Source organism: Barnesiella propionica, from assembly GCF_025567045.1.
Classification (GTDB): domain Bacteria; phylum Bacteroidota; class Bacteroidia; order Bacteroidales; family Barnesiellaceae; genus Barnesiella_B; species Barnesiella_B propionica.
Window position 1 is genome coordinate 178,629 of record NZ_JAOQJK010000005.1, and the last position, 24,265, is coordinate 202,893.

Consider the following 24,265-nt stretch of genomic DNA (forward strand, 5'->3'; position numbering starts at 1 on the left):
GAGCTTCTATATAATTTTTGTAACAAAGATTGGGTATTTATAAAACTATTATTATGTTTGTAGAAACAAAAATAGATAGCAAATGGATTTTAGTGAAAAGTGTAACCGGATTTTCTGGAATGCTACTCAATTATATCATCAAACCGATAATGTAGATGCTGCTCTTGCCAATCCTTATGAAGAAAAGACGATTGAATATTATCTTTTTCTTAAAAACTGGATCGATGCGGTGCAATGGCATTTGGAAGATATTATCCGTCATCCGGAAATAGATCCGGTAGAAGCATTGAAGCTAAAACGCAGAATAGATAAATCGAATCAGGAAAGAACCGACCTGGTTGAACTGATCGATAGTTATTTCTGGGAAAAATATCATGACGTTAAACCTGCGGAGGATGCTACGATTAATACTGAAAGTCCGGCCTGGGCACTTGACCGTCTTTCTATCCTTGCATTGAAAATATATCATATGCAACAAGAAGCGGAACGAACAGATGCTTCTCCCGAACATATTATCGCATGTAAGGAAAAACTGCGTATTCTGCTCGAACAGAGGTTAGATCTTTCCATGGCTATTTCTCAATTATTGGCCGATATCGAAGCCGGACGTAAATATATGAAAGTATACAAGCAAATGAAGATGTATAATGATCCGTCCTTGAATCCGGTGTTATATGCCCGTAAATAAATAAGTTACTTTTAAGATGCTTTGATTTATAAGCCAGGAATATGCCATTTAATAAAGTTCTGATTATCCGGTTGTCGGCATTGGGTGATGTTGCAATGACAATACCGGTCGTATATTCGTTGTGCAGACAATATCCGGCCACGACATTTATATTGCTTACCCGGCCTGCTTTGACACGTCTTTTTATAGAACGCCCGGCCAATTTACAGCTTTTTGCCGCTGAGGTGAAAGGACGTCATGCCGGATTGCGTGGCTTGTATACCTTGTATAAAGACTTGCGGAGGCTTTCTGTGGATGCCGTGGCCGACTTACATGATGTGCTGCGGACAAAGGTTCTGGATCTGTTTTTTAAAATGTCCGGTGTGCCTGTGGCACGAATAAATAAAGGAAGGGCTGAAAAAAAGAAATTGACTTCCCGTCGTAAACCTGCTTTATTTCAATCTGAATCCTCTTTTGACCGATATTCCGATGTATTCAGAAAATTAGGCATGGAGTTTTCTTATACATTCCACTCTTTATTTTCCGGGGGAACCGGAGATGCGGCTTTGTTATATAATATAACTCCGCCTAAAAATGAAGGTGAGATATGGATGGGAGTCGCTCCGTTTGCAAAGCATAAAGGAAAAATATATCCGATAGACAAAATGGAAAAAGTTGTTGCACATTTTGCTGGTAAAGAAGGATATAAAGTATTCCTTTTTGGCGGAGGAAAGGAAGAACAGGATATTCTTGACCAATGGGGGAGAAAATATCCCGGTATTATTTCATTGGCCGGAAAACGTTATGGATTTGAACTCGAACTTACATTAATCAGTCTTTTGGATGTGATGATTTCGATGGATTCTGCCAATATGCATTTGGCTTCGTTGGTTGCGACACCAGTAATTTCGGTATGGGGAGCTACTCATGTATGTTGTGGCTTTTATGGTTGGAACCAGTCTCTGAATAATTGCATACAGACGGATTTATCCTGCAGACCTTGTTCTGTTTTCGGTAATAAACCTTGCTGGAGAAAAGATTATGCCTGTATGGAGAGTATTTTACCTGATGAGATTATAAATAAGATAGAACTCTTAATAAATAAAAAAAGAAATAGTGCTACGCAAGAATAGCAATTAAAAAGAATATTTTTGTGCGATAATTCAAAATGCTTTTTTCATGAAACTTATTCTGAATCCCGAATTTGAAAATTTGCGTTCTTTTGTGGAGAAATTGCCGGATCATTTTGACAATGAAGGGGAGGTTATATTCAAAGCCCGGAATGAGATCAGGAAATTTACAGTAAACGGTGTCACATTTACCGTAAAAGGTTATAAAGTACCTTTGTTGATAAATAGAATAGCATATACCTTTTTTCGTCCCAGTAAGGCTGAAAGGGCTTACAAATATGCCGGTTTCTTATTAAAGAAAGGGGTGGATACTCCTACACCGATAGCTTATATAGAAATAAGTTCCGGAGGTTTGTTCCATCGTAGTTATTTTATATCGGAATATGTTTCTTATCCTCGTTTGATGAGAGAGTTTACCGGCGATGATTTTCAGGGCCGGGAAAATATACTGAAAGCTTTTGCTGCATTTACTGCTCGTCTTCATGAACAGGGTATATTGCATCTCGATTTTTCTCCCGGGAATATTCTTTTTGAAGAAAAAGGCAATAATGTTTCTTTTTCTTTGGTAGATCTTAACCGGATGCGTTTCGGAACATTGAATGCGCAGCAATGTCTTATGAATTTTAACCGCATTTCACCTTCACCTGTGGTTGTGGAATATATTGTAAGGGAATATGCCCGTTTGAGAAAATGGGATGAGGATGCTTCGGTAGAGGCTGCATTGCGGGAACATAAGGAATTCTGGTATAAACTTGAAAAAAAGAATCAGGCCAAGAAGCGGTTTAGAAGTTTATAAGAGTCCTGTTCCTGTTTTACCAAAATATTTTCCTAAGTTTGTTGTTTCAAATACAAATCACGATCGATGGAAGATAATTTCGACATACGTAATCAGCGCATATCAGATAGTGAGAAAGAGTTTGAGAAAGCGTTACGGCCATTATCCTTCGATGATTTCAGCGGACAGGATAAGATCATAGCTAATCTCAAGGTTTTTGTCATGGCTGCCCGTATGAGAAAAGAGGCACTGGACCATATTTTGCTTCATGGCCCTCCTGGTTTGGGGAAAACCACATTATCCAATATTGTAGCCAATGAATTAGGTGTAGGTTTTAAGGTTACTTCCGGACCGGTACTTGACAAACCCGGGGATTTGGCAGGATTGCTGACTTCGCTTGAACCTAATGATGTGTTGTTTATCGATGAGATACATCGTTTGAGTCCAGTGGTAGAAGAATACCTATACTCGGCGATGGAAGATTACCGTATAGATATAATGATAGATAAAGGGCCGAGTGCGCGTTCTATACAAATAGAATTAAATCCGTTCACATTGGTGGGGGCTACTACACGCAGCGGGCTGCTGACTTCTCCGTTAAGGGCACGTTTCGGGATCAATTGCCATCTCGAATACTATGATCAGGAAGTGCTTACGCATATTATAGAACGTTCGGCTCATATTCTGCGCGTACCGTGTACGCGGGATGCTTCGGCTGAGATCGCACTGCGGAGCCGGGGCACTCCCCGTATCAGTAATGCTTTATTGAGAAGAGTAAGAGACTTTGCACAGGTTAAGGGAAACGGACGGATAGACCTTGAAATTGCCCGTTATTCTCTGGAAGCTCTCAATATAGACCAGTACGGTCTGGATGAAATAGATAATAAGATACTTACTACTATTATAGATAAATTTAAAGGAGGTCCTGTGGGGCTTACTACCATTGCGACCGCTTTAGGCGAAGACCCGGGTACACTGGAAGAGGTATATGAGCCTTATCTTATAAAAGAAGGGTTTATAAAGAGAACACCCCGGGGACGGGAAGTGACGGATTTGGCGTATCAGCACCTGAACCGTTCACGTGCAGCCGAGCAGGAATTGCTGTTTTAAAAGGTTGGAAAAATTATAGAGAATATGTCCGGAATGAAAAGCCTGGCCAAAGATACGGCCATTTATGGATTAAGTAGTATTTTAGGGCGGTTCCTGAACTGGTGTTTTGTTTTTTTGTACATTAACGTACTTAAAACGACGGCTGAATACGGGATTGTAACAAATTTATATGCCTATATGGCATTGCTGCTGATCCTACTAACGTATGGAATGGAAACGGGCTTTTTCCGTTTTGCCAATGACCGGGAAGAAAAAGATCCTTTGAAAGTATATACTACGGGTCTTATATCGTTGGCAACTTCGTCGACTTTGTTTTTTGTTGCTGTATGGGTTTTCCGTGCGCCGTTGGCGGGTATTCTCGGATATCCGGAGCATACAGATTATGTCTGGATGATGGCTTTGATCATTGCAATGGATGCGTTTTCGGCTTTGCCTTTTGCGTATCTCCGGTATCAGAAACGGCCGGTACGTTTTGCTGCGATAAAATTGTTGTCCATATTCCTCAATATTGTTTTTAATCTATTTTTTATTTTATTATGTCCCTGGCTTTACAAGATACATCCCGAATGGATTTCGTGGTTTTTTAATCCCGATTTTCTGGTAGGTTACATATTGGTCTCGAATGTAATAAGTTCCGGTGCTATATTGCTGGTGCTTGTTCCTGAAATATTCGGGATACATTATCGTTTCGACGCACGAGTGTTAAAAAGGATGCTGCGTTATTCGTTCCCTTTACTGATATTGGGGATAGCTGGTATTATGAATCAGACCTTTGATAAAATGTTTTATCCGGTACTTGCTTCAGGCCGTCCTGATGCCATGTCGGAATTAGGCATATATGGAGCTGTTTATAAAATTGCTATCGTGATGGTTATGTTTACCCAGGCTTTCCGGTTTGCGTATGAACCGTTTATTTTTTCTAAGAACCGGGAAAAAGGAGAAGGGAATAAGCAGGCTTATTCCGATGCGATGAAGTATTTTATTATATTCGGTTTACTTATATTTCTGGGAGTAATGTTCTATCTCGATATAGTGAAATATTTTATGCCTCCGGCTTATTATGTGGGTTTGGCTGTGGTCCCCATTGTCATGTTAGCGGATCTGTTTTTCGGTATATTTTTTAATTTGTCGTTATGGTATAAGCTTACTGACCGGACTCAGTGGGGGGCCTGGTTCTCCCTTTTCGGTTTTGTTATTACGGCTGTGATGAATATTGCTTTTGTACCCAGGTTCGGTTATATGGCTTGTGCATGGGCTGCATTTGTGTGTTATTTGTGTATGATGGTAGCTTCTTATTTTATAGGACAGCGGATATATCCGATACGGTATGATTTACGTTCGGCTTTTGTGTATACGTTATTAGCGCTCGTGCTGTACGCTGCCGGAATGTTGATTCCTATAGATAATATAGTTTTGCGTATATTGTTCCGGACTATATTACTGGCCGTATTTATCGTTTATATTATTCGAAAGGATATGCCTTTGCGGGAGATACCTGTAATTAAAAATTTTCTTAAATAACACTTTTCTTTCGATTTTTTGTTATATATAAAAACTATAATTTTTATACTATGATTTTTCAGAACGCCCGGAATCAGATCAATCGTTTCTTGACACACTATCTGGATACTACACAAGACAGGGAAGATCCCCAAACCACCGTACAGACTATACGTGACGGTATTGAATTTAAAGGAGCCAATATTCTGATCCTTATTTTTGCGGTGTTTATCGCTTCTTTGGGGCTGAATACCAACTCGGCGGCGGTAATCATCGGCGCCATGCTTATTTCTCCTCTTATGGGGCCTATCATGGGGATCGGTTTGGGAGTAGGTATTTATGACTTTGATTTAATAAAACGGTCGTTTCGAAATCTGGCTGTCGCGACTCTTTTCAGTGTGCTCACATCCACTATATATTTTCTTATTTCTCCTTTGAACGATGCCCGTTCGGAGCTATTGGCCCGTACATCGCCAACCATTTATGATGTGCTTATTGCCTTTTTCGGTGGTATGGCAGGAATTGTAGCGGCATCGACCAAGTTGAGGAATGGAACAGTTATTCCGGGAGTGGCTATTGCTACGGCTCTTATGCCTCCGTTATGTACCGCCGGATTCGGGTTGGCGATCGGTAACTTGTATTATTTTTTTGGAGCTCTTTATCTGTTTTTTATAAACTCTGTCTTTATTGCCTTTGCAACTACATTGGGAACCAAGATCATGAAATTTGCTCCTAAGGAGTTCCTCGACGAGAACCGGAAGAAACGTGTAAAACAGATCGTATATGTTATTATCGTTGTAACGATGGCTCCGAGTATATATCTTACTTATAATATGATTCGGCAAAATTTCTTTGAAACGGCAGCTAATACTTTTATTGCTAAAGAGCTGAATTATCCGAATACGCAAATTATTGATAAAAGTGTATCTATGGTAGATGGAAAGAGAGTTATCCGGGTGTCTATGATCGGAAAAGAGGTTCCTAAAGATTCTCTGCTGGTGGCTGAGACATTATTGAAAAAATACGGTTTACAAGGGACAGTTCTGGAAGTCAAACAGGGATATGGACAGAATGATATAGATATTTCTACTTTAAATAGTATGATGTTCAAGGATATATATCAGGATAGTCAAATAAAGATTGCTCAGCTGGATTCTAAGGTTGATTCACTTCGGAATATTATTGCTAATTATAAACAATTCGATTCTATTGCTGCAAAAATCGCTCCGGAAATAAGAGTGCTGTTTCCTATGGTGAACGATATCGCTATTTCTAAGGCTGTTTTTAGCCGGGTAGATTCTATCAGGTTGGATACTACGATGGTAGCTGTAGTAAAATATGCGCATCCGTTGTCTTCGGAACAATATAAGCGTTTTACGGAGTGGCTTGAAGCCAGGCTTGACGTAAAAAGTATACAGGTCATAACAGAAAACCGCAGATAATATTTTAATTATTTATAGGATGATGAAGATAAGTTATTACTTTTTGTTGGTTTGTTCTGCTTTGTTTTTCATAAGCTGCAAACAAAATTTCAAGGTACAGGAGCAACAGGACAAATCTGTTTTGATAGGAGGAGAAAGAGATGAGCACGGTTGCTTATCTTCTGCAGGTTATATATGGTCCGAAGTTTGTCAGGATTGTATCCGTCTTTTTGAAAAAGGAATCAATCTAAAATCGATTGATGGTAAGTCTTCTGCATATATTGTGCTGGCTCCTGATTCTTTAAGAGCGGAACTCTTCTTTTCAGATAAGGATAAACCCGAGATACTGGACAGGCGGTCTTTACCGAACGGAGGATTTGCATGGAATGTCGAAGATGATGATACATATAATGTACGCTTCCAGAATGGAAGTTGGACAATATCCAGGCGGGGAATAGAACTATATAAGTAGGAATATCTAATATTGAAATCACGGACTAAAGAATTATTTCATTCTCTTGTCGGTGATTATGTATAAGCTAAATATGAAGAAATTAATTGTCAAATATTTTGCTCCGTGCCATCATACAGGCTCCTATGATTCCAGCCCGGTCCTTTAGTTTTGAAGTCGTAACGACTGAATCTTTATTTACCAGATTAAGTGAATATTTACGTATGGCAGTTTTAATGGGTTGTGTGATGTAATCTTCTGTAAGAGAGAGAATTCCTCCTATAATGACTAACTCTGGATTGAATAAGTTGATAAGCCCGGCGATCTGTTTTCCCAGTTTTTGTCCTATTTCTTCTACTATTTCGATACATAGAACATCTTCTTTGTTTACAGCGTCTACCAGGTCTTCAAGCGAAACAGGCTCTTTTGACTTTATCCGCTTGGAAAGGATAGAATTTTCGCCGTTTTCAATACGTTTGGTTAATATCCGGTGTAATGCGGAACCGGAAACCTCTGTTTCCAGACATCCTTTTTTCCCGCAGTGACAGATTATTTCATTGTCAAATGTGCTTATATGGCCGAATTCCCCCGAAAAACCGGACTTCCCTTTATATATTTTCCCGTCAATGATGATTCCGATTCCCAATCCCCAGCTGATGTTTACGAAAATAATATCCTTTTCTCCTTTCACACAACCTTTCATATATTCTCCGTAAGTCATACTGCGGGTATCATTGTCTATAGTTACCTTATATCCCAGCTTTTCCGCGAGAATTTCTGTCAGAGGTCTCTCTTCGAAATTGAATAGACTGAAACTGTAACCCGAGTCGGGATTTACCCTACCTGATATGTTTATATGAATGTCGAGAATATTTTCTTTGTTTATTTTAAGTTTGTTAATGAAACCAAGAATAAGTTGGCATAAATTGTTTAACCCAGTTATAGAATTTTCCGACGCGTATGGTATATCCATGTTCAATTCCATTACATCCCCTTTAAAATTTATAATACCGATATTGATGGTATTTCTTTTTATTTCTACTCCGATAAAATATCCGGATTCCGGATTCAACCCGTAAAGATTAGGATAACGTCCCCCTACAGTTTCCAGTTTGCCGTAATCATTAATGTAGCCGTCTTCGTACATCTCACCGATAAATTTGGTAATCGTAGGTACGCTTAAGTCCAGTTCTTTTGCAATATCTGTAATTGTAGAATTACCGTTATGAATATAATGTTGGATAATTCTTTTCTTGATCAGGGAATTTTTAGATCCTCTTTCTATTTCTTTTAACAATTGCTGGGTCATGTGGATTGAAGTTTTAATAAACATCGCAAATATAATAAATAATTATAAGAATCGAATTTCGGGAAGGTCTTATCTTGTACCGTTATTGTAAAAGGTAAACGGATTAATATGGATATTTATTTTTGTCTTGTCTTTTCAAGGTTGTATAATAAAATATTTTGTTATATGATGCTTTATTAATAAAAATATGTATATTTGTACGGTTTAATAATAAGAATTATTCTATTTGTTGGCAATTATATTGAATTTGTAAAATAGAAAATAATTCGGCGATGTAAGGATAAAAAACGGGATGAATTCTTTGTGTGAAAATAGAGGAACCTATGTCTATATATCATAAAATACAGGAATATGAAAGCTGATAATAGAAGAGATTTTTTTAAGAAAGCTGCATTGGCAGGAGTATCCGCATTAATGGCTCCATCGTTGTTAAATGCCGGGAACAGGCCGGTTCAAACTTTGCCGGGAGCTGATATTTCCGGTTCAGGGGAAAGCAGGCTGATTGTACCTAAAAATAACGGCCTGAAAATTACCGGGACTTTTCTGGATGAAATTTCTCACGACATACCGCATCAGAACTGGGGAGAAAAAGAATGGGATATGGATTTCCGGAATATGAAACGTATAGGTATAGATACCGTCATACTTATTCGTTCGGGTTATCGTAAATTTATTACTTATCCGTCGGAATATCTTTTAAAAAAAGGGTGTTATATGCCGTCTGTTGATTTGGTGGATATGTATCTTCGTCTGGCGGAAAAATATGGAATGAAATTTTATTTCGGTTTGTACGATTCCGGAAAATATTGGGATACCGGCGATCTTTCGTGGGAAATAGAAGATAATAAGTATGTGATCGATGAAGTATGGAAAAAATATGGTGATAAATATAAAAGTTTCGGAGGCTGGTATATCAGCGGGGAGATAAGCCGTCAGACAAAAGGGGCTATACAGGCTTTTCGTGCTATGGGAAAACAATGTAAAGACATATCGGACGGGCTTCCTACTTTTATATCTCCCTGGATAGACGGTAAAAAAGCTATTATGGGAACCGGAAAACTGACGAAAGCTGATGCGGTTTCGGTTCAGCAGCATGAAAAAGAGTGGAATGAAATATTCGACGGGATACATGATGTCGTGGACGCTTGTGCATTCCAGGACGGTCATATCGATTATGACGAGTTGGACGCTTTCTTTACTGTGAATAAAAAACTGGCAGATAAATACGGTATGCAGTGCTGGACGAACGCTGAATCTTTTGACCGGGATATGCCTATTCGTTTTTTACCTATAAAATTCGATAAACTCCGTATGAAACTTGAAGCTGCGAAACGCGCCGGATATGATAAAGCCATTACCTTTGAGTTTTCACATTTCATGAGTCCCCAATCGGCATATTTACAGGCGGGTCATCTATATGACCGATACAGGGAATATTTTAATATTAAATAAAGGCACGATATGAAATCTTCTGTAAATTTGGGTTACCTCATCTTTCTGTCTGTGGTAGCAGCTTTGGGTGGTTTTCTGTTTGGTTATGATACAGCTGTTATTTCCGGTACGATCGCTCAGGTGAGCAGCCTGTTCGAACTCGATGCTTTACAGAGCGGATGGTATGTAGGATGTGCCTTGATCGGTTCTATCATCGGGGTTCTTTTTTCCGGAGTTCTAAGTGATAATATCGGTCGTAAGCGAACGATGATATTTTCAGCTATATTATTTTCTGTATCGAGTATAGGCTGTGCTGTCAGTGCAGATTTTAATCAGCTGGTCATTTACCGGATCATTGGAGGGGTGGGTATTGGTATCGTTTCGATTATTTCACCATTATATATTTCGGAAATTTCCGTGGCTCAATACCGTGGCAGACTGGTTTCTCTTTATCAACTGGCGATTACTGTTGGATTTTTAGGCGCGTATCTTGTCAATTATTACCTGCTCGAATTTTCAAAAAACGGTATTATGTCGGGTATCGGATGGGTGGATAATATTTTTATTACCGAAGTGTGGCGTGGTATGCTCGGGATGGAAACATTACCGGCTCTATTATTTTTTGTTATTATATTCTTTATTCCGGAAAGTCCTCGCTGGCTTTTGTTGAAAGGAAATGAAAAGCGTGCCGGTAATATATTGGAGAAAATATATAAATCGTCGCAGGATGTTGATAAACAATTGAAAGAAACAAATTCCGTAATATCCGGTGAAACGAAATCGGAGTACTCATTGTTATTTAAGCCGGGAATATTTAAAGCTGTCGCTATAGGGGTTTGTATTGCAATTCTCGGTCAGTTCATGGGGGTTAATGCCGTATTGTATTACGGACCTTCAATTTTTGAAAGTACGGGTCTTTCGGGAGGCGATTCTTTGTTTTATCAGGTATTGGTGGGACTGGTCAATATGCTTACGACAGTACTTGCTTTGGTGATTATCGACAGGATAGGGCGTAAAAAGCTGGTATATTACGGTGTTTCCGGTATGATCGTATCATTATTGTTGATAGGGCTATATTTTATATACGGTAATATGCTCGGTATTCCCGCTTTGCTGCTGTTAATCTTTTTTCTGTTGTATATTTTTTGTTGTGCTGTTTCTATTTGTGCTGTGGTATGGGTGTTACTTTCCGAGATGTATCCTATGAAAGTCAGGGGAGTCGCCATGTCTATTGCAGGTTTTGCTTTGTGGATAGGTACGTATTTGATCGGGCAGCTTACCCCGTGGATGTTACAGCATCTTACCCCGGCCGGAACATTTTTCTTGTTCGCCCTGATGTGTGTGCCGTATATCCTGATTGTTTGGAAATATGTGCCTGAAACGACCGGAAAGTCATTGGAAGAAATAGAAAATTACTGGAAGAAATAATGTTGATTTAAGTTTCTAAATATGAATAACTATGGATTTTAATAAGTTGGCGGAACAATATAAGCAGGAACTACTGGAGAATGTTCTTCCTTTCTGGCTGCAACATTCGCAGGACCCTGAGTTCGGGGGATATTTTTCTTGTCTTGACAGAAGGGGAGAGGTATATGATACCGATAAATTTATATGGCTTCAGGCCCGGGAAGTGTGGATGTTTGCTATGCTCTGTAATAAAGTAGAAGCAAGGAAAGAATGGCTTGATTGTGCCGTTCAGGGTGGCGAATTTTTGAAGAAATGGGGACATGATGGTAATTATAATTGGTATTTTTCGCTTGACAGAGAAGGAAATCCTTTGGTTGAGCCATATAATATATTTTCTTATACTTTTGCAACGATGGCTTTCGGACAATTGAGCCTGGCCACTGGTAATGAGGAATATGCTTCAATAGCCCGGAGAACATTTGATATCATTTTGTCTAAAGTTGATAACCCAAAGGGGAAGTGGAATAAATTGCATCCGGGTACACGTGAATTAAAGAATTTCGCTTTACCTATGATTCTATGTAATCTTGCTCTGGAAATAGAACACCTTCTGGATGAAAAATATTTACAGCAGACGATGGATAATTGCATACATGAGGTCATGGATGTGTTTTACAGACCCGAATTAGGAGGCATTATTCTGGAAAATGTAACCGCAGACGGGCTGCTTTCCGATTCTTTTGAGGGACGGGTAGTAAATCCCGGGCATTCTATCGAAGCTATGTGGTTTATTATGGATCTGGGAAATCGTTTGCAACGTCCGGAACTTATTGAGAAAGCAAAAAATATAACGCTCACCATGCTTGATTATGGTTGGGATAAAAGACATGGAGGTATTTTTTATTTTATGGACCGGTTGGGACATCCGGTACAACAACTGGAATGGGACCAAAAGCTGTGGTGGGTTCATATTGAATCTCTTATTTCGTTATTGAAAGGTTATCGGTTTACCCGGGATAAAAGATGTCTGGACTGGTTTGAAAAAATACATGATTATGTTTGGAACCATTTTAAGGATCCTGAATATCCTGAATGGTATGGATATCTGAACCGGCAAGGAGAAGTACTGCTCCCTTTGAAAGGAGGAAAATGGAAAGGATGTTTCCATGTGCCCAGAGGATTATTCCAGTGCTGGAAAACGTTAGAAATATTGGGAAATATGAATAAAACAGATTAAAACCTTTTATTTGGTTTTTAGGTTGATAATTTATTTATATTGACTCCCGGTAATAATCTTTTGTTACCGGGAGTGCTCTTTTACAGAGATATGATAAAAAAAGCAACCCTGAGGCTGCTCTATGTAGTTTGTAACTGTCGTATTTCAATCCATGTAAAAATACGATTAGTATTCCTCTTCATTGAAGAGTTGTTCAATATTTGTTTATCAATCAGTTATCATTAATACAATAACATTTAGCCAAACAAACCACGCTATCTGAGGGCAAAGATAATGATTTCTGGACAAACAAATACTATGAATTTTGCAATAATTCCATTTCTATTGTTCTTATTCCTCCTTCCAAAGGGGTTTTATAACTTTCCTCTTCATAAATAGCTGATGATAAATATAGTAGAGCAGAACGTGTTAGTCTTAATAACCGCAATGTTTTATCGTAGAAAGCATCTTGTTCGATTTCATAAGTTTCGGGAGCTTCGTCCCAACACATATTTTTAACTTCTACAACTTTGAAAGATTTATGCTCGATGTAATTTCGGATAGTAGCAATCTCTTTTGCTTCCGGCTCAATTGGCGAACCGCTTTTTTCATCCAAATCCTTGCTTAGCCAAAAAAGCCCACGCAAAGCTAAATTATGCTTGTTGAAAATTTCTGTCCTTATCGGATTCTTAACATTACCGCTTTTGTGCCAGATGTTTCGAAAAGAGACCTTATTCTTATCAATACCTAATTTCAAATAAATATTGAGTAGATATGCGATTTTGTCAAAGATGGAATAACATAAACGAAATGCTATTTTTACTTTCTCGATATTTATTGAATATAACGGCATGTCAAAAACGCTGTAAAGCGTAACTTCTCGATCTGAGAAATGCTTTCTGTCATTATAGGCTCCATCATAAAAAAAGAACCTTGCTGTAACAAACTCCTGCTTAATCTGATTGAATATAGATTGATATATCGGCTTATCTTCTCTTTTAAGTGTCATTGCTGGCGTGTGTAAAATATCACGGGCAACTATATTTTGTCGAATAACATCATTTAGCGGATTCAAGAACAAAACATTGTCAATGCACCAAAGACGATAATCTTTGTCTTCCTCAGTACAATCTGCTAAAATATCAGGATACACTTTATAATCGTCCAATAATTCAGATGGGTAGCTACTTGCTATATGATTGGCTAATTCGTGAAATCCATAACCAACTTCGGGATACACATCTTTCTTTTCAGACGCCTCCAATAGATATTTACGAGCGTATTGTAAAAAGATGAATTGATGGGTTCCGTCGAACAATTCCCTTGCATAACGATATAAACCGTATCCTTTATTCCCTAATGCCATGCCGAAATCAGAATTAATGTTTAAAGCCCAATTAAAGTAGTATTGAGCTTCTGCGTATCTCCCAATATGGCTAAAAGCACATCCAAGGTTGGTCAATACTTGGCAAGCATCCATTGCCTTCACGTCGTCTATAAAATGCAATGCAACTCTCAAATGATAAATCTCTTTTTCGTATTCCGTAGAAGATAGTTCGGCATTCTCTGGTGAATCATATTTTAATGACAACACATAACTCCATCCATTCGCAACGAAATAATGAAATCTACATTTTTCACTTTTATTAAATTGGCTAATATCAACTTTCGTTGACAAGTCCAAACCTTCTTTGAGTTTAGATAGATTTCTTTCCTCCCTTGAAGTTTCGAATATCATAGCCAATTTATTTAAGATTTCCAATGGTGTATGTGTGTTTATATTGCACATAATAAAAACGTAGTTAAAACAGATATAAGTTTAATACAAACACCCAAACATCCAAAGCGGAATTCTATTACCGTTGCCAGTTTCAATATCATCAATAGCAAGATAACTATTCGGAAGATTTGCAATCTGATCGAATGTTTTGCGACTTCCACCAACCTCAAACAAATACTTGCCATCGGCCATAAAATCGCCCTGCTTGGGCATTGTCAGAGTCGTAATTGCTCCAACCTGATTAGCAAAAAATGTTTCACGCATCGTCCCTTCCGAGACTTTGCCAGAAAGGGCGTACATCAGATTGGCATTATTAAGATATATCTTTTTCGGTCCGGTCAAGTGCTTGTAGTCTTTGATTTTATTAGTAAGTAACCACAGCAACCCAGCGCGATCTAACAGATACAACATTTTAAGTGTCTGGTCACGCGTTGACTCCAATTGTGACGAGAGTTTATTGATGTTCGGTTCTAAGGGAACATTCTCGGCAATAACCATCAAGAGTTTCTTGATTTTCTGTGCGGTCGTGTAAGTAATATCTTCAACGGCAGGAATATCGCTATCGATAACAAGTCGTGCAACCTCTCCAACTCGCATCAAGTAATCCTCCCCTGCCTCTTTATAGTAGGGATAATATCCTATCTGAAGATATCGGTCAAAATGTTTCAGCACTTTTATTTCAGAAGTAACATCCAGCGCATATTTTGTATGGTTTACAAGCAATTTTTCCAATTCGATGGATGGAATCGTTGCAATGCCCTCATATTCGAGATATTCTCGGAACGATAACCCAGTAAGAGTGTAAAGCGATTGTCTGCGGGACAAATCCGCCACCGAATTTTCGATAGCAAGCATAGCAGATCCGGTATAGACAATATTCAAGTCAGGATAACTGTCATAGAAGTATTTGAGCAATGCCGTCCAATTCTTATACTTGTGTACTTCATCGAAATAAATATGCATCACACCATGCGTATAGAGGAATTCAACTAACTCCTCCAATCTATGATTCTCAAACCACAAATTGTCAAGCGAAACATATAATACATCGTCTATGTTGTCAAATGTTTCCTTGATATGTTGCATTAGCATGGTGGTCTTACCGACACCACGCGCTCCTTTTATTCCCACCAGTCGAACATCCCAGTTAATCCGGTCATACAAATATCGTTTGAAACGCAAATCGGTCGTAGCGAGTTTTCGATGATAGGCATTTAATAAAGGCTGAATATCCGCATAATCCATAATGAAATCAATTTTATAGGTTTTGAGTGCAAATATAGCAAAACACTTTCAGAAAAGCGAATTTTTCATCAATATTCACCTTTTCAAAAGTGCTATGTATCATGATATCTTTTTGCATATATCTATAAATGACTAAAAATTATTTCCGGCAACTTTTCCTCTACGGCTTATAAATCTGAAAATTGAATATGACAATGAAATATTTAGCTTTAATTCTTAGCGTCATTCTTTCAATCGTCCGATAGCTTTCCGGATACCATAGGCTACCGATGTCATATTGTTTCTTGCAGCGGACAAGGCAGACGAGAGGCTTGAGGCGGAAACGAACCTTGTATCGTCCTTGGATCGCAAGAACCGGCCACGGTTCAAGACGGATTGCCAATGAGATTGAATAAATGTGTTTTCGAGGAGCGCATCAAACAAAATTGCCACATACCGGACTGTGTTCACACGGAGGCAGAAGCCCTCCTTGCAGGCAAACAGGGCTTCCATATCTTCGACGCACACTGGAATATTAAACAGATGGTAAGTATTGGCACAAGATACAATACCAGCCATCTGTTCACGGGTGAAGTTGCAGCCAAAAGAAAGAGGAGGATTGCTTATCGGCTCATCAGCACGATGCTCGACGGTTTTAGATGGCGATTCGGACGTGTCGTACATCCGTTTCAGCTCCATGCACTCCTCGAAAGAGAATGATTCTGCGGTAAAAAGAGGTTTGATAAGGTGGGCATAGCCGGTTAGCAGCCCCTTGACGATATGAATGTTCATTTCATGGCAGTTCCGGCAGACTGCATGATTGCAATCAATGTACCGGTGTCTGTTTATGAAGTCATCCACGTAGCGATCATACCGCTTGCCATCTACTATGACATCTTGAAGATAAAGTTCTCTCGCTTCAGAGAGTAAGATAAAAAATTCTTCTACTACATCCTGTTCCGTAGCAAAATGATGCAAGTGTAGGCTTTCTCCAAAAAGAGAGAGAGCCATTATTCAATCTTTTCATTATAAATTTATTTTTATGGATTTATATTTTAATTACAAAGGGCTTTACTAAAGCTATTTAAGAAATCACTGCAGAGCATTGTTTCTATTGGTAATCTTCATTAAGGCTCACTATTTTTCGCTGCTTTATTTACGATTAGAATACTCACCTCGTAAAGTATCCACATCGGCAGGGCTACGAGCGACAACGTGAAGACATCCGAAGTCGGGGTAATGATTGCCGCCACGACAAGAATTATCACAACCGCATGTTTCCGGTAACGACGCATGAAACCGTCCGAAAGGAATCCCAACTTGGCAAAGAGCCACGAAAGCATGGGGATTTCAAAAACGAGCCCCATCGCAAGGCACATCATCACCAGCGTTGATATATACGAATCGAGGGTAATGAGATTATCCACCTCACCACTGACCTGATATGTTCCCAAAAAGCGGAATGTCAGCGGAAAGATCAGAAAGTAGCTGATCAATACCCCCAAACCGAACATCACGTAGCCGCCCCCGACCACCCGCGTGACATACCGCCGTTCGTTTTCATAAAGTGCAGGCGATACGAATCGGAACAACTGGTAAAGGATATACGGCGAAGCGCACAACACTCCGGCACATAGTGCAGTCTTCATGTGAATAATGAACTGCTGTGCCAGTCCCGTGTTGATGAGCCGGACGGAGAAAGATTCGGACAAGCCTCCGCTCCATGCCGCGATCCGGTTGAAAAGGCGGTAGGTAATGAAGCCGTCGCTCTTGGGGGCGAGTACGACCGAAAAGAGTTGTTCCTTGAAAAAGAACGCCACCATGCCGAACCCGACGGTTACGAGGGCAATCTTTACAATCGCTGCCCGCAACACGTCGAGATGGTCCCAAAAGGATTGTCTGTTCTCCGTCGCCATCATCGGTTATTTCTTTTTTTCAGGTTCCGTTTCTATCTCCTGCTTCATCTCGTTCATCCCTTCCTTGAATGAACGTACTCCTTTGCCAATGCCTTTCATCAGTTCGGGAATCTTTTTGCCGCCGAAAAACAGCAATACCACGAGTGCGATCAGCAGCACTTCCTGCATGCCGATACCGCCGATAAACAAGGGTGTCATCATTATTGATTTTAATTTTGGTTATTGTACATTATCGAACGTAAACTCCAAACGGCTGTCCATCTCATCAAAAATCCCCAAATCAGAGGTTACTTTTCCTATCAGGATAATGCGCATGGTAAGTTGTCCCATATTTGGGTCATCAGCTTTCGCGTAAAAGATGGCTATCGTGTTATTGGAAGGACAATAGGTGATGTCGCCGTTCTCGAACCGGAGCTGTCCTTCTTCGGTATGGGTGGGGCGTTGTGGCATGGAACCGTAATATTCGCGGCCGCCGTAACGTCCTAAAGTTGCAGTCAGCGGAAACATACCCCTGATTTCATTCGCCAGCGGTGTGTCAAGCCATTCTCCGGTAAAAGTATGTCCGCCGGCAGTAATACGAATCGACTTGCCTTGCGGTTCTTCACGCCCGATACCGATTCGTTCGAGCCAGCTCTGCACCCGCGATTCTGCGGAAGGTACATCCGTAGCCTCGATTGCGATTCCGTCAGGGACATTCGCACCGGATGCGGAAGTCTGCACGGAACGATAGCTGCTGCCGGCTCCATATCCGTCATGGGTACAGAATGGCACGACGGTCTTGCCCGAAAAATCATAGGCCGAAAGGAATGAAAGTACCGCCTGCGGAACATCGGTTGCCCACACGGGATAACCGATGAAAACCACATCGTATTGATCCATGTTTTCAATGCTGTTTTTAAGTGACGGAAGTGTTCCTGCCGCCTGCTCCGCGTGATTCTGATCACGGACATCATCGAACTCCGTCGGATACGGGGCGGTCGTTTCTATCAGATGCAAATCTCCACCGACAGCCGTTTGGATATATCGGGCCACCACCTCGGTTGTACCCCGGCGGGTTCCTTTATCGATGATAATGCTTGCTCCGGTCGAGGCATCCACGTCAGAGGCATAATTCGTGTTCCCCCAACGGCTGAACCAAGCAATCAGAATTTTTCCATTCCCGGGTTTAACCGTTCCCGAGCCGTCATCGTTGTCTTCATTGTCCCCCGGATTGTCAGGAGTATCCGGAGTTTCAGCCTGTGGCTCATCATTCCCTTCGCTGCATCCGGCAAAAGTCATTACCGGAACAAGCAGCAATAAACATATGAATAATCGTTTCATCTTTCTTTTCGTTTAATTGATTTCATTCAACCAGTCTGCAATCATCGAGTGGCATCCGGATGTTTGGGATGAACGTATCCACAGGCTCGGAGTAAGGAAATTTCCTTCCGGGATAAGTCGTTTGGCATCCGACTCAACCCCACTGATTCCACTGCTTGCGCTCGATACTATCAGGCCAATGCTTTTCCCTTTCATTTCACTGCCGTGTTGGAACAGGTATGTTTGCAGTGGGGCTGCCATATTGCTCCACCATAACGGTGCTCCTATGATAATTCTGTCATAATCAGCCATATTCACATCTACGGATTTGATAGCCGGATAAGAACTCTCATCATTCGGATTGTTCCGGATAGCCTGAATCAGCGCGCTGCCGATAGCGTAATTGTTTGCGGCATAGTCGAGCCCTTCTTCAGCAGGTTCTATTCTTACCGCATCCGCCTCTATTTGTGTTTGCAAATCGGTCACGATAGTATGTACATTATTCGTGAAACTGTAATACACAATCAGCGTCTTGCCCGTAGGGTCGGGGTTGGGATTGTCGGGGTTGTCCGGATTTTCCGGTTCATTGCCATCATCCGGATTTTCCGGCGTATCCGGGATTTCGGTTTCCGGGCCATCAGGTCCGTTGTCATCGGGAGAGCAGGCGCTCAATCCCACCGCTACAAAAGCGGCAAATAGTAGATACAGAAACTTTTTCATAATGCTTCTCGTTGTTAGAAATTAAATTATTTGTTATTATTCGATAATACCTATTTGTTTGAGCCATTTTTCAACGTCTTCCCGAGAGTTTTCAGCCCGGTTTCCATACACGGCCAAACTGCCGAGTAATGTCGAGTTGGGGCATACCGAACGGATATCGGACACGCTTTGAGCCGTGCCACTGCCACCATGCGTACAGAAGGGTGCTATGTACTTTCCCGACAGATCGTAACCTGCCAGAAAGCTCTTCATGGCCGGGGTAAGATGCCCGCCCCAGATGGGGGTTCCGACAATCAGCGTGTCGTACTCGTCCATGTTCTCCACCTTTGTTTTCAATTCCGGGCGATAATCGCTCTCCAACTCTCCGGGGGCAATTTGTATTACCTCCTCGTAAGAATCGGGATAAGGAATAACTGTCTCCACTTCCACTATATCGCAACCGACAAGATCGTGTATGTGGTTGGCAACCATTCGGGTATTTCCACCCCATGAGAAATAGACAATGAGAATTTTTCCGGCATCTTCTGAAATCGTATCTCCCGATCCTACCGTTGCCGATTCTTCACTGCTGCAAGAAACAAGGCTGAATAGCAGCATAACTATCATTGTCAATAATCCTTTTACGTTCATATTCATTATGTTTTTAATTTTTCTACAATACAAAAGTATGGAAGCCGGAGAAGATAACCTTTGTTGCCCAGCTCAATTAAGTTTGTTATCAGGCTCAAATGGAAATTCTTTCCAGACGATGTCTCTTTCTACCCGTGGCTTCAACAGGTCGAACACGTCCATTCCGCACTTTCCAGCAAAGTCGAACAAATTGGCCGCGTATCGTTTGTCCATATTTATTAAGGTATAAGCAACTTCTATCGTTTTTAACTGCAATAGTGCTTCCGGCAAAAGTTGCTTCCGGTGAAGGTAAGGGACTAATGACTGGAAGAAACTCTCTATCCCGGGACACGCCGACAAGAGATGCAGAGCCGGAAGAGCTTCCATTGTATGTTTCCGAAACGAGCTGTCCAGTGTTTGGTAAAACTCGCAAAGGAAATGTCTTGGAAACGAAAAGTACAACATCCTACATGGGGCATCCACCTCCGGTTCTGCATAAAGATGCGAGTAACTGTCCCTTCCGATAAAGGCACAATCTCCCCGGACGATACTCAATGCTTCACCGCACTGGTTCCGCAAATGCAACTGCCCGCTATACAAATAAACCAGCGTGTATCGGGGAAAAAGGTGGTAGGCATGGGAAGCCGCATGAATTGACCAAAAAGAATAAATATCCTGTTCTTCGTTCATGTTCTTTATTATATTGCCGACAATCCGACAAGTGTCGCCGGATTGTCGCGTACCATGTAATTGACTTGTTGCTGCGACAACCCGTTTTCGAGCAACGCCCGGATACAGCGACGCATACCTTCAACTGGATGGGGCATTCCCACTTGCCCGAGGTCTGTCGTTATGATGCTGTGTTCCGGGGCTATACGGACGAACCCCGCAAACTCCTTGTCGCTCATCCGTTCAAAGTCTGGTAATCCCGTACCCGGGCCCCATAAGTTGGTTATATAACTGTACTCAATCCATGCCCCGGAATCAATACATCGTTTTATTTGGTCGTAGGTCATTTTCCAGATGCCGGAATTGGCATGAGTTACAACGAATTTCTTTACACCGACTTCACGGGCTTTACGGGCCAGCGTGATACTTTCTTCGGAGGAAGAGTGCCCGGTAGCGAAAATGATGTTTGCTTCAGCACATATTTCCATTACCCGCACGACTTCCGGCAGGACATGCCCATTGTCATCCAACACGGGAATACCCTCTTTTTTCCCATGATACCGGATATTCTGGTAAACAGCATCCTGTGTAGGCATCCAGATGCAACGGCAAAGGTTGCCTGTTGTATTCACAGCCTTTTCCGCAGCGAACGTGTTCACTTTTTCTCCATGTACCCGATTCATGCAAAGGCTTCCGAACACCTCGAAATCCGGCAATACCTGACGAATTAAATATGCCCTGTCATGACTACTGAAATCATTAGATTTGAACAACATGGATTTATATCCGGCATCATGAGCGGCACGGGCAAATTCCAGTTCATTTCCCAAGCGGGCTTTGGAGTCCGGGGCAGCGTGCAGATGAATATCGCTGACACCGCGCAGCAATTCATCTGTTCCCGAAAAATTAAAATCTTCACTATCAGTAAACGTCGGTATCCCGGCTTTCGACGGTAACATGCCGGAAAGGAGCATGGCTCCTCCTGCAATCATGGAATTACGAATAAAATCCCGGCGTGACAGACCTTGTTTATCTTTCATCGTTTTCTTCTTGATTCAGTTCGACAATACCGATTTTTTGTAACCATGCGATAACACGGTCGTATGCGGTGTCGTATGTTCCTCTGCGAATCTGTATGCCCTCCAAAACGGTAGATTGCGGGCAAAGGGAACGAATGAGCCGATAGCTCGCCTCGGCAGAACTGGTTCCACTGGTGCAGAATGGCACAACGGTTTTTCCGGCAAGGTCGTGTGTTGTCAGGAAAGAACGGATAGGAGGGGCCGCCGTTTCCACCCAAATCGGATAACCTATGAATATGACATCGTATAAATCGATGTCCTCTATCCGGGTTGTGAGAGGCGGACAATATTCGGTCGCTACTTCTTCCCTGATCTGTGCCAGCAAAGTGTCATAGTCATCGGTGTAAGTATCTACGGTTTCGATCTCCACAAGGTCGCTCTTTACCGTATCATGAATATAACCGGCAATCGTCCGTGTGTTGCCCGTGTGGGAAAAATAGACAATCAGAATTTTTCTGTTTCCCGAAGGCTCCGTGGGTTCTTCCGGTTTTTCGACCGGAAGAGTGTCCGGTGAATCCGTTTGGGGATCATTGGCTGAACAGCCTGTTACGGCTAACATAAGCCATGCTAAAAGCAATAAAATCTTCTTTTCCATATCAGTTCCTATTTAGTTATTCAACTGACACAAAGGTAAAAGCAAAGCCCCGCAACCTATTTGCTGCGAGGCTCAATTTGCTTTGTTCTGGAGTCCGGTTCTTATTTTTCTTTCAGGACTTTTTTGAAGAACGTATCTATTTTATCGAAAGGAATCACATCAAGGTTGTCGTACAAATCGACATGGTTAGCTCCCGGAATAATCAGCAGTTCCTTGTTATCGCCCGTCAGCCGCTTATAGGCATCCTCGCTGAAATAGCGAGAGTGAGCTTCGGCGCCGTGTATCATCAGCACGGCACTACGGATCTCGCCGATATAGGTAAGTAGAGGCATATTGATGAATGATAACACGCTGGTCTTCGTAATTCCCTCATTGGAGTTCGGGGAACGACGGTGGTAGCCTCGCTCCGTTTTGTAATAGTCGTGGTACTCCTTGACGAATTGCGGAGTATCGTCCGTTACGGGATCGAGTACACCGCCATCACGTGCATAGCTGTCATCTCGATAATCTTCGGTACGTTGGGCATTGAGCTGCTCGCGTAACTTGTAGCGGTCGTCTGCCGACATGGCATCGAAATAACCGTTGGCATTCACACGGCTCATATCGTACATGGTAGAGGTAACGGTTGCCTTGATACGTGGGTCGTTGGCCGCTGCATTAAGGGCGAACCCGCCCCAGCCGCAGATGCCGAGAATACCGATACGCTCCGAATCGACATCCTTGCGGGTGGTCAGGTAATCGACTGCCGCGCTGAAATCCTCCGTGCTGATTTCCGGCGAGGTCAGATAGCGGGGCGTACCCCCGCTCTCTCCATAAAACGAGGGATCGAAAGCGATGGTCAGGAATCCCCGCTCGGCAAGCGTCTGGGCGTAACGTCCCGACACCTGCTCCTTGACCGCTCCATAAGGACCGCTCACGGCGATACCGGGCAAAGTTCCTTGCGCATTTTTCGGCTTATACAAGTCTGCGGCAAGCGTGATGCCATAGCGATTGTGGAAGATAATTTTCGTGTGTTCCACTTTCTCACTCTGCGGAAATGTCTTGTCCCATTCCTGTGTCAAATTCAATGTATCCATATCTGTTGATTTTATCTCCTTTTCCTTGTTATTACCGACACTGCAACTCGTAAAAGCCAGCAACGTCATGATAGCAAATGCTTGTATCTTCATAATCTTCTCGGATTTATATTATTTCATCTTGTAGCGCAGCCAGACTATATCCGTCGGCCACTGCTCCACGCTTTCCAGTTTCAGGTGGAACGGGTTGCATCCCGTGTCGGCTATACCATCGAAAACGGCAATCTGCCCCTTGCGTCCGTCAATGCCGGGGGCTACCATGATACTGACTTCATCAATCAGTCCGGCCTCTAAAAATCCGCCGCAGATATGCCCGCCCCCGACTATTGCAAGGCGTTTAACCCCGAAATGCTCGGACAGGGCTTCCATAGCTTTGGGCAAGTCGATTCGTCCTTTCCCGGCCGCAATCCAAGAAATGCCTTGCTGCCGGAGTGTTTCCAGATACGCTTCGGGTACTTCCTCGCTGACGATGCAGAGCAACGGATGCCCGTCTGCTTCATCCGCCTGCCAGCGCAGTTTCCCATGTGTATCTACTACAATGGTGTATTCGTCCGATTTTCTGGCGACATAAATGGAAGTCCTGCCTATCGGGGTTCCCTCCATTCGGGAAGATTCCTCTTTGACAGCCGTACATTCCAAAGCGGTAGTCACCCGCCCGGAAAGTTTCGAGCAAGAACCGAGTTTCTCTAATGCGATATAGTATTCATCCGTACTCAGTTTTCCGACCATCGGGCAGTCAATGCGGCCATCGACGGATGTCATCATATGACTGATAATATAAGGTTTCATATCTTTATAATTTTATAATAATCCGGAACAAAGGTAGCTCCGTTTATCCGGCCCGTCATTAGATGGATTACGGATTGAGCTACCATTTTTAC

At 41.8% G+C, this 24,265-nt stretch carries 24 protein-coding genes; 10 read left to right on the forward strand and 14 right to left on the reverse strand.

What is annotated here, in order from left to right; all coding sequences use genetic code 11:
- The first annotated feature begins 82 nt into the window (after nt 1-82).
- The 7 genes from OCV73_RS08665 to OCV73_RS08695 all read left to right on the forward strand — a co-directional run bounded on the left by OCV73_RS08665 (nt 83) and on the right by OCV73_RS08695 (nt 7,075).
- Nucleotides 83-688 carry a DUF4254 domain-containing protein gene (locus OCV73_RS08665; RefSeq protein WP_147551350.1) on the forward strand — a complete coding sequence of 202 codons (606 nt, stop codon included), beginning with the start codon at nt 83-85 and terminating at the stop codon, nt 686-688.
- A gap of 41 nt (nt 689-729) precedes the next feature.
- On the forward strand, nt 730-1,800 hold the full coding sequence (locus OCV73_RS08670) for a glycosyltransferase family 9 protein (protein ID WP_147551351.1): 1,071 nt from the start codon (nt 730-732) through the stop codon (nt 1,798-1,800).
- 46 nt (nt 1,801-1,846) lie between these two features.
- The gene (locus OCV73_RS08675; RefSeq protein ID WP_147551353.1) at nt 1,847-2,593 is read left to right on the forward strand and encodes a lipopolysaccharide kinase InaA family protein; all 747 of its coding nucleotides are present in this window, start codon (nt 1,847-1,849) and stop codon (nt 2,591-2,593) included.
- Between the two features lie 66 nt (nt 2,594-2,659).
- Entirely contained in the window at nt 2,660-3,682 is a 1,023-nt protein-coding gene (gene ruvB / locus OCV73_RS08680; protein WP_147551355.1) for a Holliday junction branch migration DNA helicase RuvB, read from the forward strand.
- Between the two features lie 24 nt (nt 3,683-3,706).
- Nucleotides 3,707-5,203 carry a lipopolysaccharide biosynthesis protein gene (locus OCV73_RS08685; protein ID WP_147551357.1) on the forward strand — a complete coding sequence of 499 codons (1,497 nt, stop codon included), beginning with the start codon at nt 3,707-3,709 and terminating at the stop codon, nt 5,201-5,203.
- A gap of 50 nt (nt 5,204-5,253) precedes the next feature.
- On the forward strand, nt 5,254-6,624 hold the full coding sequence (locus OCV73_RS08690; protein ID WP_147551358.1) for a TIGR00341 family protein: 1,371 nt from the start codon (nt 5,254-5,256) through the stop codon (nt 6,622-6,624).
- Nucleotides 6,625-6,643: 19 nt separating this feature from the next.
- Nucleotides 6,644-7,075, forward strand: a complete 432-nt coding sequence (locus OCV73_RS08695; protein WP_262512930.1) for a hypothetical protein — start codon at nt 6,644-6,646, stop codon at nt 7,073-7,075.
- Between the two features lie 82 nt (nt 7,076-7,157).
- On the opposite strand, the gene OCV73_RS08700 is transcribed toward OCV73_RS08695, so the two are convergent.
- The gene (locus OCV73_RS08700) at nt 7,158-8,363 is read right to left on the reverse strand and encodes an ROK family transcriptional regulator (protein ID WP_147551360.1); all 1,206 of its coding nucleotides are present in this window, start codon (nt 8,361-8,363) and stop codon (nt 7,158-7,160) included.
- A gap of 351 nt (nt 8,364-8,714) precedes the next feature.
- Here OCV73_RS08700 and OCV73_RS08705 point away from each other — a divergent pair, with 351 nt between their 5' ends.
- Genes OCV73_RS08705 through OCV73_RS08715 form a run of 3 tightly spaced genes read left to right on the forward strand, consistent with a single transcriptional unit; the run spans nt 8,715 to nt 12,438 of the window.
- Nucleotides 8,715-9,815, forward strand: coding sequence for a DUF4434 domain-containing protein (locus tag OCV73_RS08705; RefSeq protein ID WP_147551362.1), 1,101 nt, complete (start codon nt 8,715-8,717; stop codon nt 9,813-9,815).
- A 9-nt stretch (nt 9,816-9,824) separates the two neighbouring features.
- Complete coding sequence (locus OCV73_RS08710; protein WP_147551364.1) at nt 9,825-11,222, forward strand: sugar porter family MFS transporter; 1,398 nt, start codon at nt 9,825-9,827, stop codon at nt 11,220-11,222.
- A 31-nt stretch (nt 11,223-11,253) separates the two neighbouring features.
- On the forward strand, nt 11,254-12,438 hold the full coding sequence (locus tag OCV73_RS08715; RefSeq protein WP_147551366.1) for an AGE family epimerase/isomerase: 1,185 nt from the start codon (nt 11,254-11,256) through the stop codon (nt 12,436-12,438).
- Between the two features lie 295 nt (nt 12,439-12,733).
- On the opposite strand, the gene OCV73_RS08720 is transcribed toward OCV73_RS08715, so the two are convergent.
- From OCV73_RS08720 to OCV73_RS08780, 13 genes are all read right to left on the reverse strand, one after another.
- The gene (locus tag OCV73_RS08720) at nt 12,734-14,155 is read right to left on the reverse strand and encodes an LA2681 family HEPN domain-containing protein (protein ID WP_262512931.1); all 1,422 of its coding nucleotides are present in this window, start codon (nt 14,153-14,155) and stop codon (nt 12,734-12,736) included.
- A gap of 81 nt (nt 14,156-14,236) precedes the next feature.
- Nucleotides 14,237-15,442 (reverse strand): ATP-binding protein, encoded by a 1,206-nt coding sequence (locus tag OCV73_RS08725; protein ID WP_118318142.1) that lies wholly within the window; start codon nt 15,440-15,442, stop codon nt 14,237-14,239.
- Between the two features lie 222 nt (nt 15,443-15,664).
- Nucleotides 15,665-16,432, reverse strand: a complete 768-nt coding sequence (locus tag OCV73_RS08730) for a hypothetical protein (protein WP_167551234.1) — start codon at nt 16,430-16,432, stop codon at nt 15,665-15,667.
- A 116-nt stretch (nt 16,433-16,548) separates the two neighbouring features.
- Nucleotides 16,549-17,337: a twin-arginine translocase subunit TatC gene (gene tatC / locus OCV73_RS08735; RefSeq protein WP_147551505.1), complete on the reverse strand. Its 789-nt coding sequence runs from the start codon at nt 17,335-17,337 to the stop codon at nt 16,549-16,551.
- 6 nt (nt 17,338-17,343) lie between these two features.
- Nucleotides 17,344-17,538, reverse strand: a complete 195-nt coding sequence (locus OCV73_RS08740; RefSeq protein ID WP_262512933.1) for a Sec-independent protein translocase subunit TatA/TatB — start codon at nt 17,536-17,538, stop codon at nt 17,344-17,346.
- An 18-nt stretch (nt 17,539-17,556) separates the two neighbouring features.
- Nucleotides 17,557-18,657, reverse strand: coding sequence for a flavodoxin (locus OCV73_RS08745; protein WP_147551370.1), 1,101 nt, complete (start codon nt 18,655-18,657; stop codon nt 17,557-17,559).
- Nucleotides 18,658-18,669: 12 nt separating this feature from the next.
- Nucleotides 18,670-19,356, reverse strand: a complete 687-nt coding sequence (locus OCV73_RS08750; protein WP_147551372.1) for a flavodoxin — start codon at nt 19,354-19,356, stop codon at nt 18,670-18,672.
- Between the two features lie 36 nt (nt 19,357-19,392).
- The gene (locus OCV73_RS08755) at nt 19,393-19,986 is read right to left on the reverse strand and encodes a flavodoxin family protein (protein ID WP_147551373.1); all 594 of its coding nucleotides are present in this window, start codon (nt 19,984-19,986) and stop codon (nt 19,393-19,395) included.
- A gap of 72 nt (nt 19,987-20,058) precedes the next feature.
- Nucleotides 20,059-20,655, reverse strand: coding sequence for an AraC family transcriptional regulator (locus OCV73_RS08760; protein ID WP_147551375.1), 597 nt, complete (start codon nt 20,653-20,655; stop codon nt 20,059-20,061).
- An 8-nt stretch (nt 20,656-20,663) separates the two neighbouring features.
- Nucleotides 20,664-21,674: a DUF6282 family protein gene (locus tag OCV73_RS08765; RefSeq protein WP_147551377.1), complete on the reverse strand. Its 1,011-nt coding sequence runs from the start codon at nt 21,672-21,674 to the stop codon at nt 20,664-20,666.
- Nucleotides 21,664-22,308, reverse strand: coding sequence for a flavodoxin (locus OCV73_RS08770; protein WP_262512934.1), 645 nt, complete (start codon nt 22,306-22,308; stop codon nt 21,664-21,666). Before OCV73_RS08770 ends, OCV73_RS08765 begins: the two co-directional genes overlap by 11 nt.
- Nucleotides 22,309-22,409: 101 nt before the next feature.
- Nucleotides 22,410-23,477, reverse strand: coding sequence for an alpha/beta hydrolase (locus tag OCV73_RS08775; protein WP_147551378.1), 1,068 nt, complete (start codon nt 23,475-23,477; stop codon nt 22,410-22,412).
- An 18-nt stretch (nt 23,478-23,495) separates the two neighbouring features.
- Nucleotides 23,496-24,173 (reverse strand): dihydrofolate reductase family protein, encoded by a 678-nt coding sequence (locus OCV73_RS08780; protein WP_147551380.1) that lies wholly within the window; start codon nt 24,171-24,173, stop codon nt 23,496-23,498.
- Nucleotides 24,174-24,265 lie beyond the last annotated feature (92 nt).

Coding starts and splice junctions, on each gene's coding strand:
- OCV73_RS08685 (WP_147551357.1), top strand. CDS start 3,707: ATGTCCGGAATGAAAAGCCTGGCCAAAGATACGGCCATTTATGGATTA.
- tatC (WP_147551505.1), bottom strand. CDS start 17,337: ATGGCGACGGAGAACAGACAATCCTTTTGGGACCATCTCGACGTGTTG.
- OCV73_RS08710 (WP_147551364.1), top strand. CDS start 9,825: ATGAAATCTTCTGTAAATTTGGGTTACCTCATCTTTCTGTCTGTGGTA.
- OCV73_RS08750 (WP_147551372.1), bottom strand. CDS start 19,356: ATGAAAAAGTTTCTGTATCTACTATTTGCCGCTTTTGTAGCGGTGGGA.
- OCV73_RS08695 (WP_262512930.1), top strand. CDS start 6,644: ATGATGAAGATAAGTTATTACTTTTTGTTGGTTTGTTCTGCTTTGTTT.
- OCV73_RS08700 (WP_147551360.1), bottom strand. CDS start 8,363: ATGACCCAGCAATTGTTAAAAGAAATAGAAAGAGGATCTAAAAATTCC.
- OCV73_RS08690 (WP_147551358.1), top strand. CDS start 5,254: ATGATTTTTCAGAACGCCCGGAATCAGATCAATCGTTTCTTGACACAC.
- OCV73_RS08675 (WP_147551353.1), top strand. CDS start 1,847: ATGAAACTTATTCTGAATCCCGAATTTGAAAATTTGCGTTCTTTTGTG.
- OCV73_RS08765 (WP_147551377.1), bottom strand. CDS start 21,674: ATGAAAGATAAACAAGGTCTGTCACGCCGGGATTTTATTCGTAATTCC.
- OCV73_RS08780 (WP_147551380.1), bottom strand. CDS start 24,173: ATGAAACCTTATATTATCAGTCATATGATGACATCCGTCGATGGCCGC.
- OCV73_RS08715 (WP_147551366.1), top strand. CDS start 11,254: ATGGATTTTAATAAGTTGGCGGAACAATATAAGCAGGAACTACTGGAG.
- OCV73_RS08755 (WP_147551373.1), bottom strand. CDS start 19,986: ATGAACGTAAAAGGATTATTGACAATGATAGTTATGCTGCTATTCAGC.
- OCV73_RS08760 (WP_147551375.1), bottom strand. CDS start 20,655: ATGAACGAAGAACAGGATATTTATTCTTTTTGGTCAATTCATGCGGCT.
- OCV73_RS08665 (WP_147551350.1), top strand. CDS start 83: ATGGATTTTAGTGAAAAGTGTAACCGGATTTTCTGGAATGCTACTCAA.
- OCV73_RS08730 (WP_167551234.1), bottom strand. CDS start 16,432: ATGGCTCTCTCTCTTTTTGGAGAAAGCCTACACTTGCATCATTTTGCT.
- OCV73_RS08705 (WP_147551362.1), top strand. CDS start 8,715: ATGAAAGCTGATAATAGAAGAGATTTTTTTAAGAAAGCTGCATTGGCA.
- OCV73_RS08745 (WP_147551370.1), bottom strand. CDS start 18,657: ATGAAACGATTATTCATATGTTTATTGCTGCTTGTTCCGGTAATGACT.
- OCV73_RS08770 (WP_262512934.1), bottom strand. CDS start 22,308: ATGGAAAAGAAGATTTTATTGCTTTTAGCATGGCTTATGTTAGCCGTA.
- ruvB (WP_147551355.1), top strand. CDS start 2,660: ATGGAAGATAATTTCGACATACGTAATCAGCGCATATCAGATAGTGAG.
- OCV73_RS08775 (WP_147551378.1), bottom strand. CDS start 23,477: ATGAAGATACAAGCATTTGCTATCATGACGTTGCTGGCTTTTACGAGT.
- OCV73_RS08725 (WP_118318142.1), bottom strand. CDS start 15,442: ATGGATTATGCGGATATTCAGCCTTTATTAAATGCCTATCATCGAAAA.
- OCV73_RS08740 (WP_262512933.1), bottom strand. CDS start 17,538: ATGATGACACCCTTGTTTATCGGCGGTATCGGCATGCAGGAAGTGCTG.
- OCV73_RS08670 (WP_147551351.1), top strand. CDS start 730: ATGCCATTTAATAAAGTTCTGATTATCCGGTTGTCGGCATTGGGTGAT.
- OCV73_RS08720 (WP_262512931.1), bottom strand. CDS start 14,155: ATGATATTCGAAACTTCAAGGGAGGAAAGAAATCTATCTAAACTCAAA.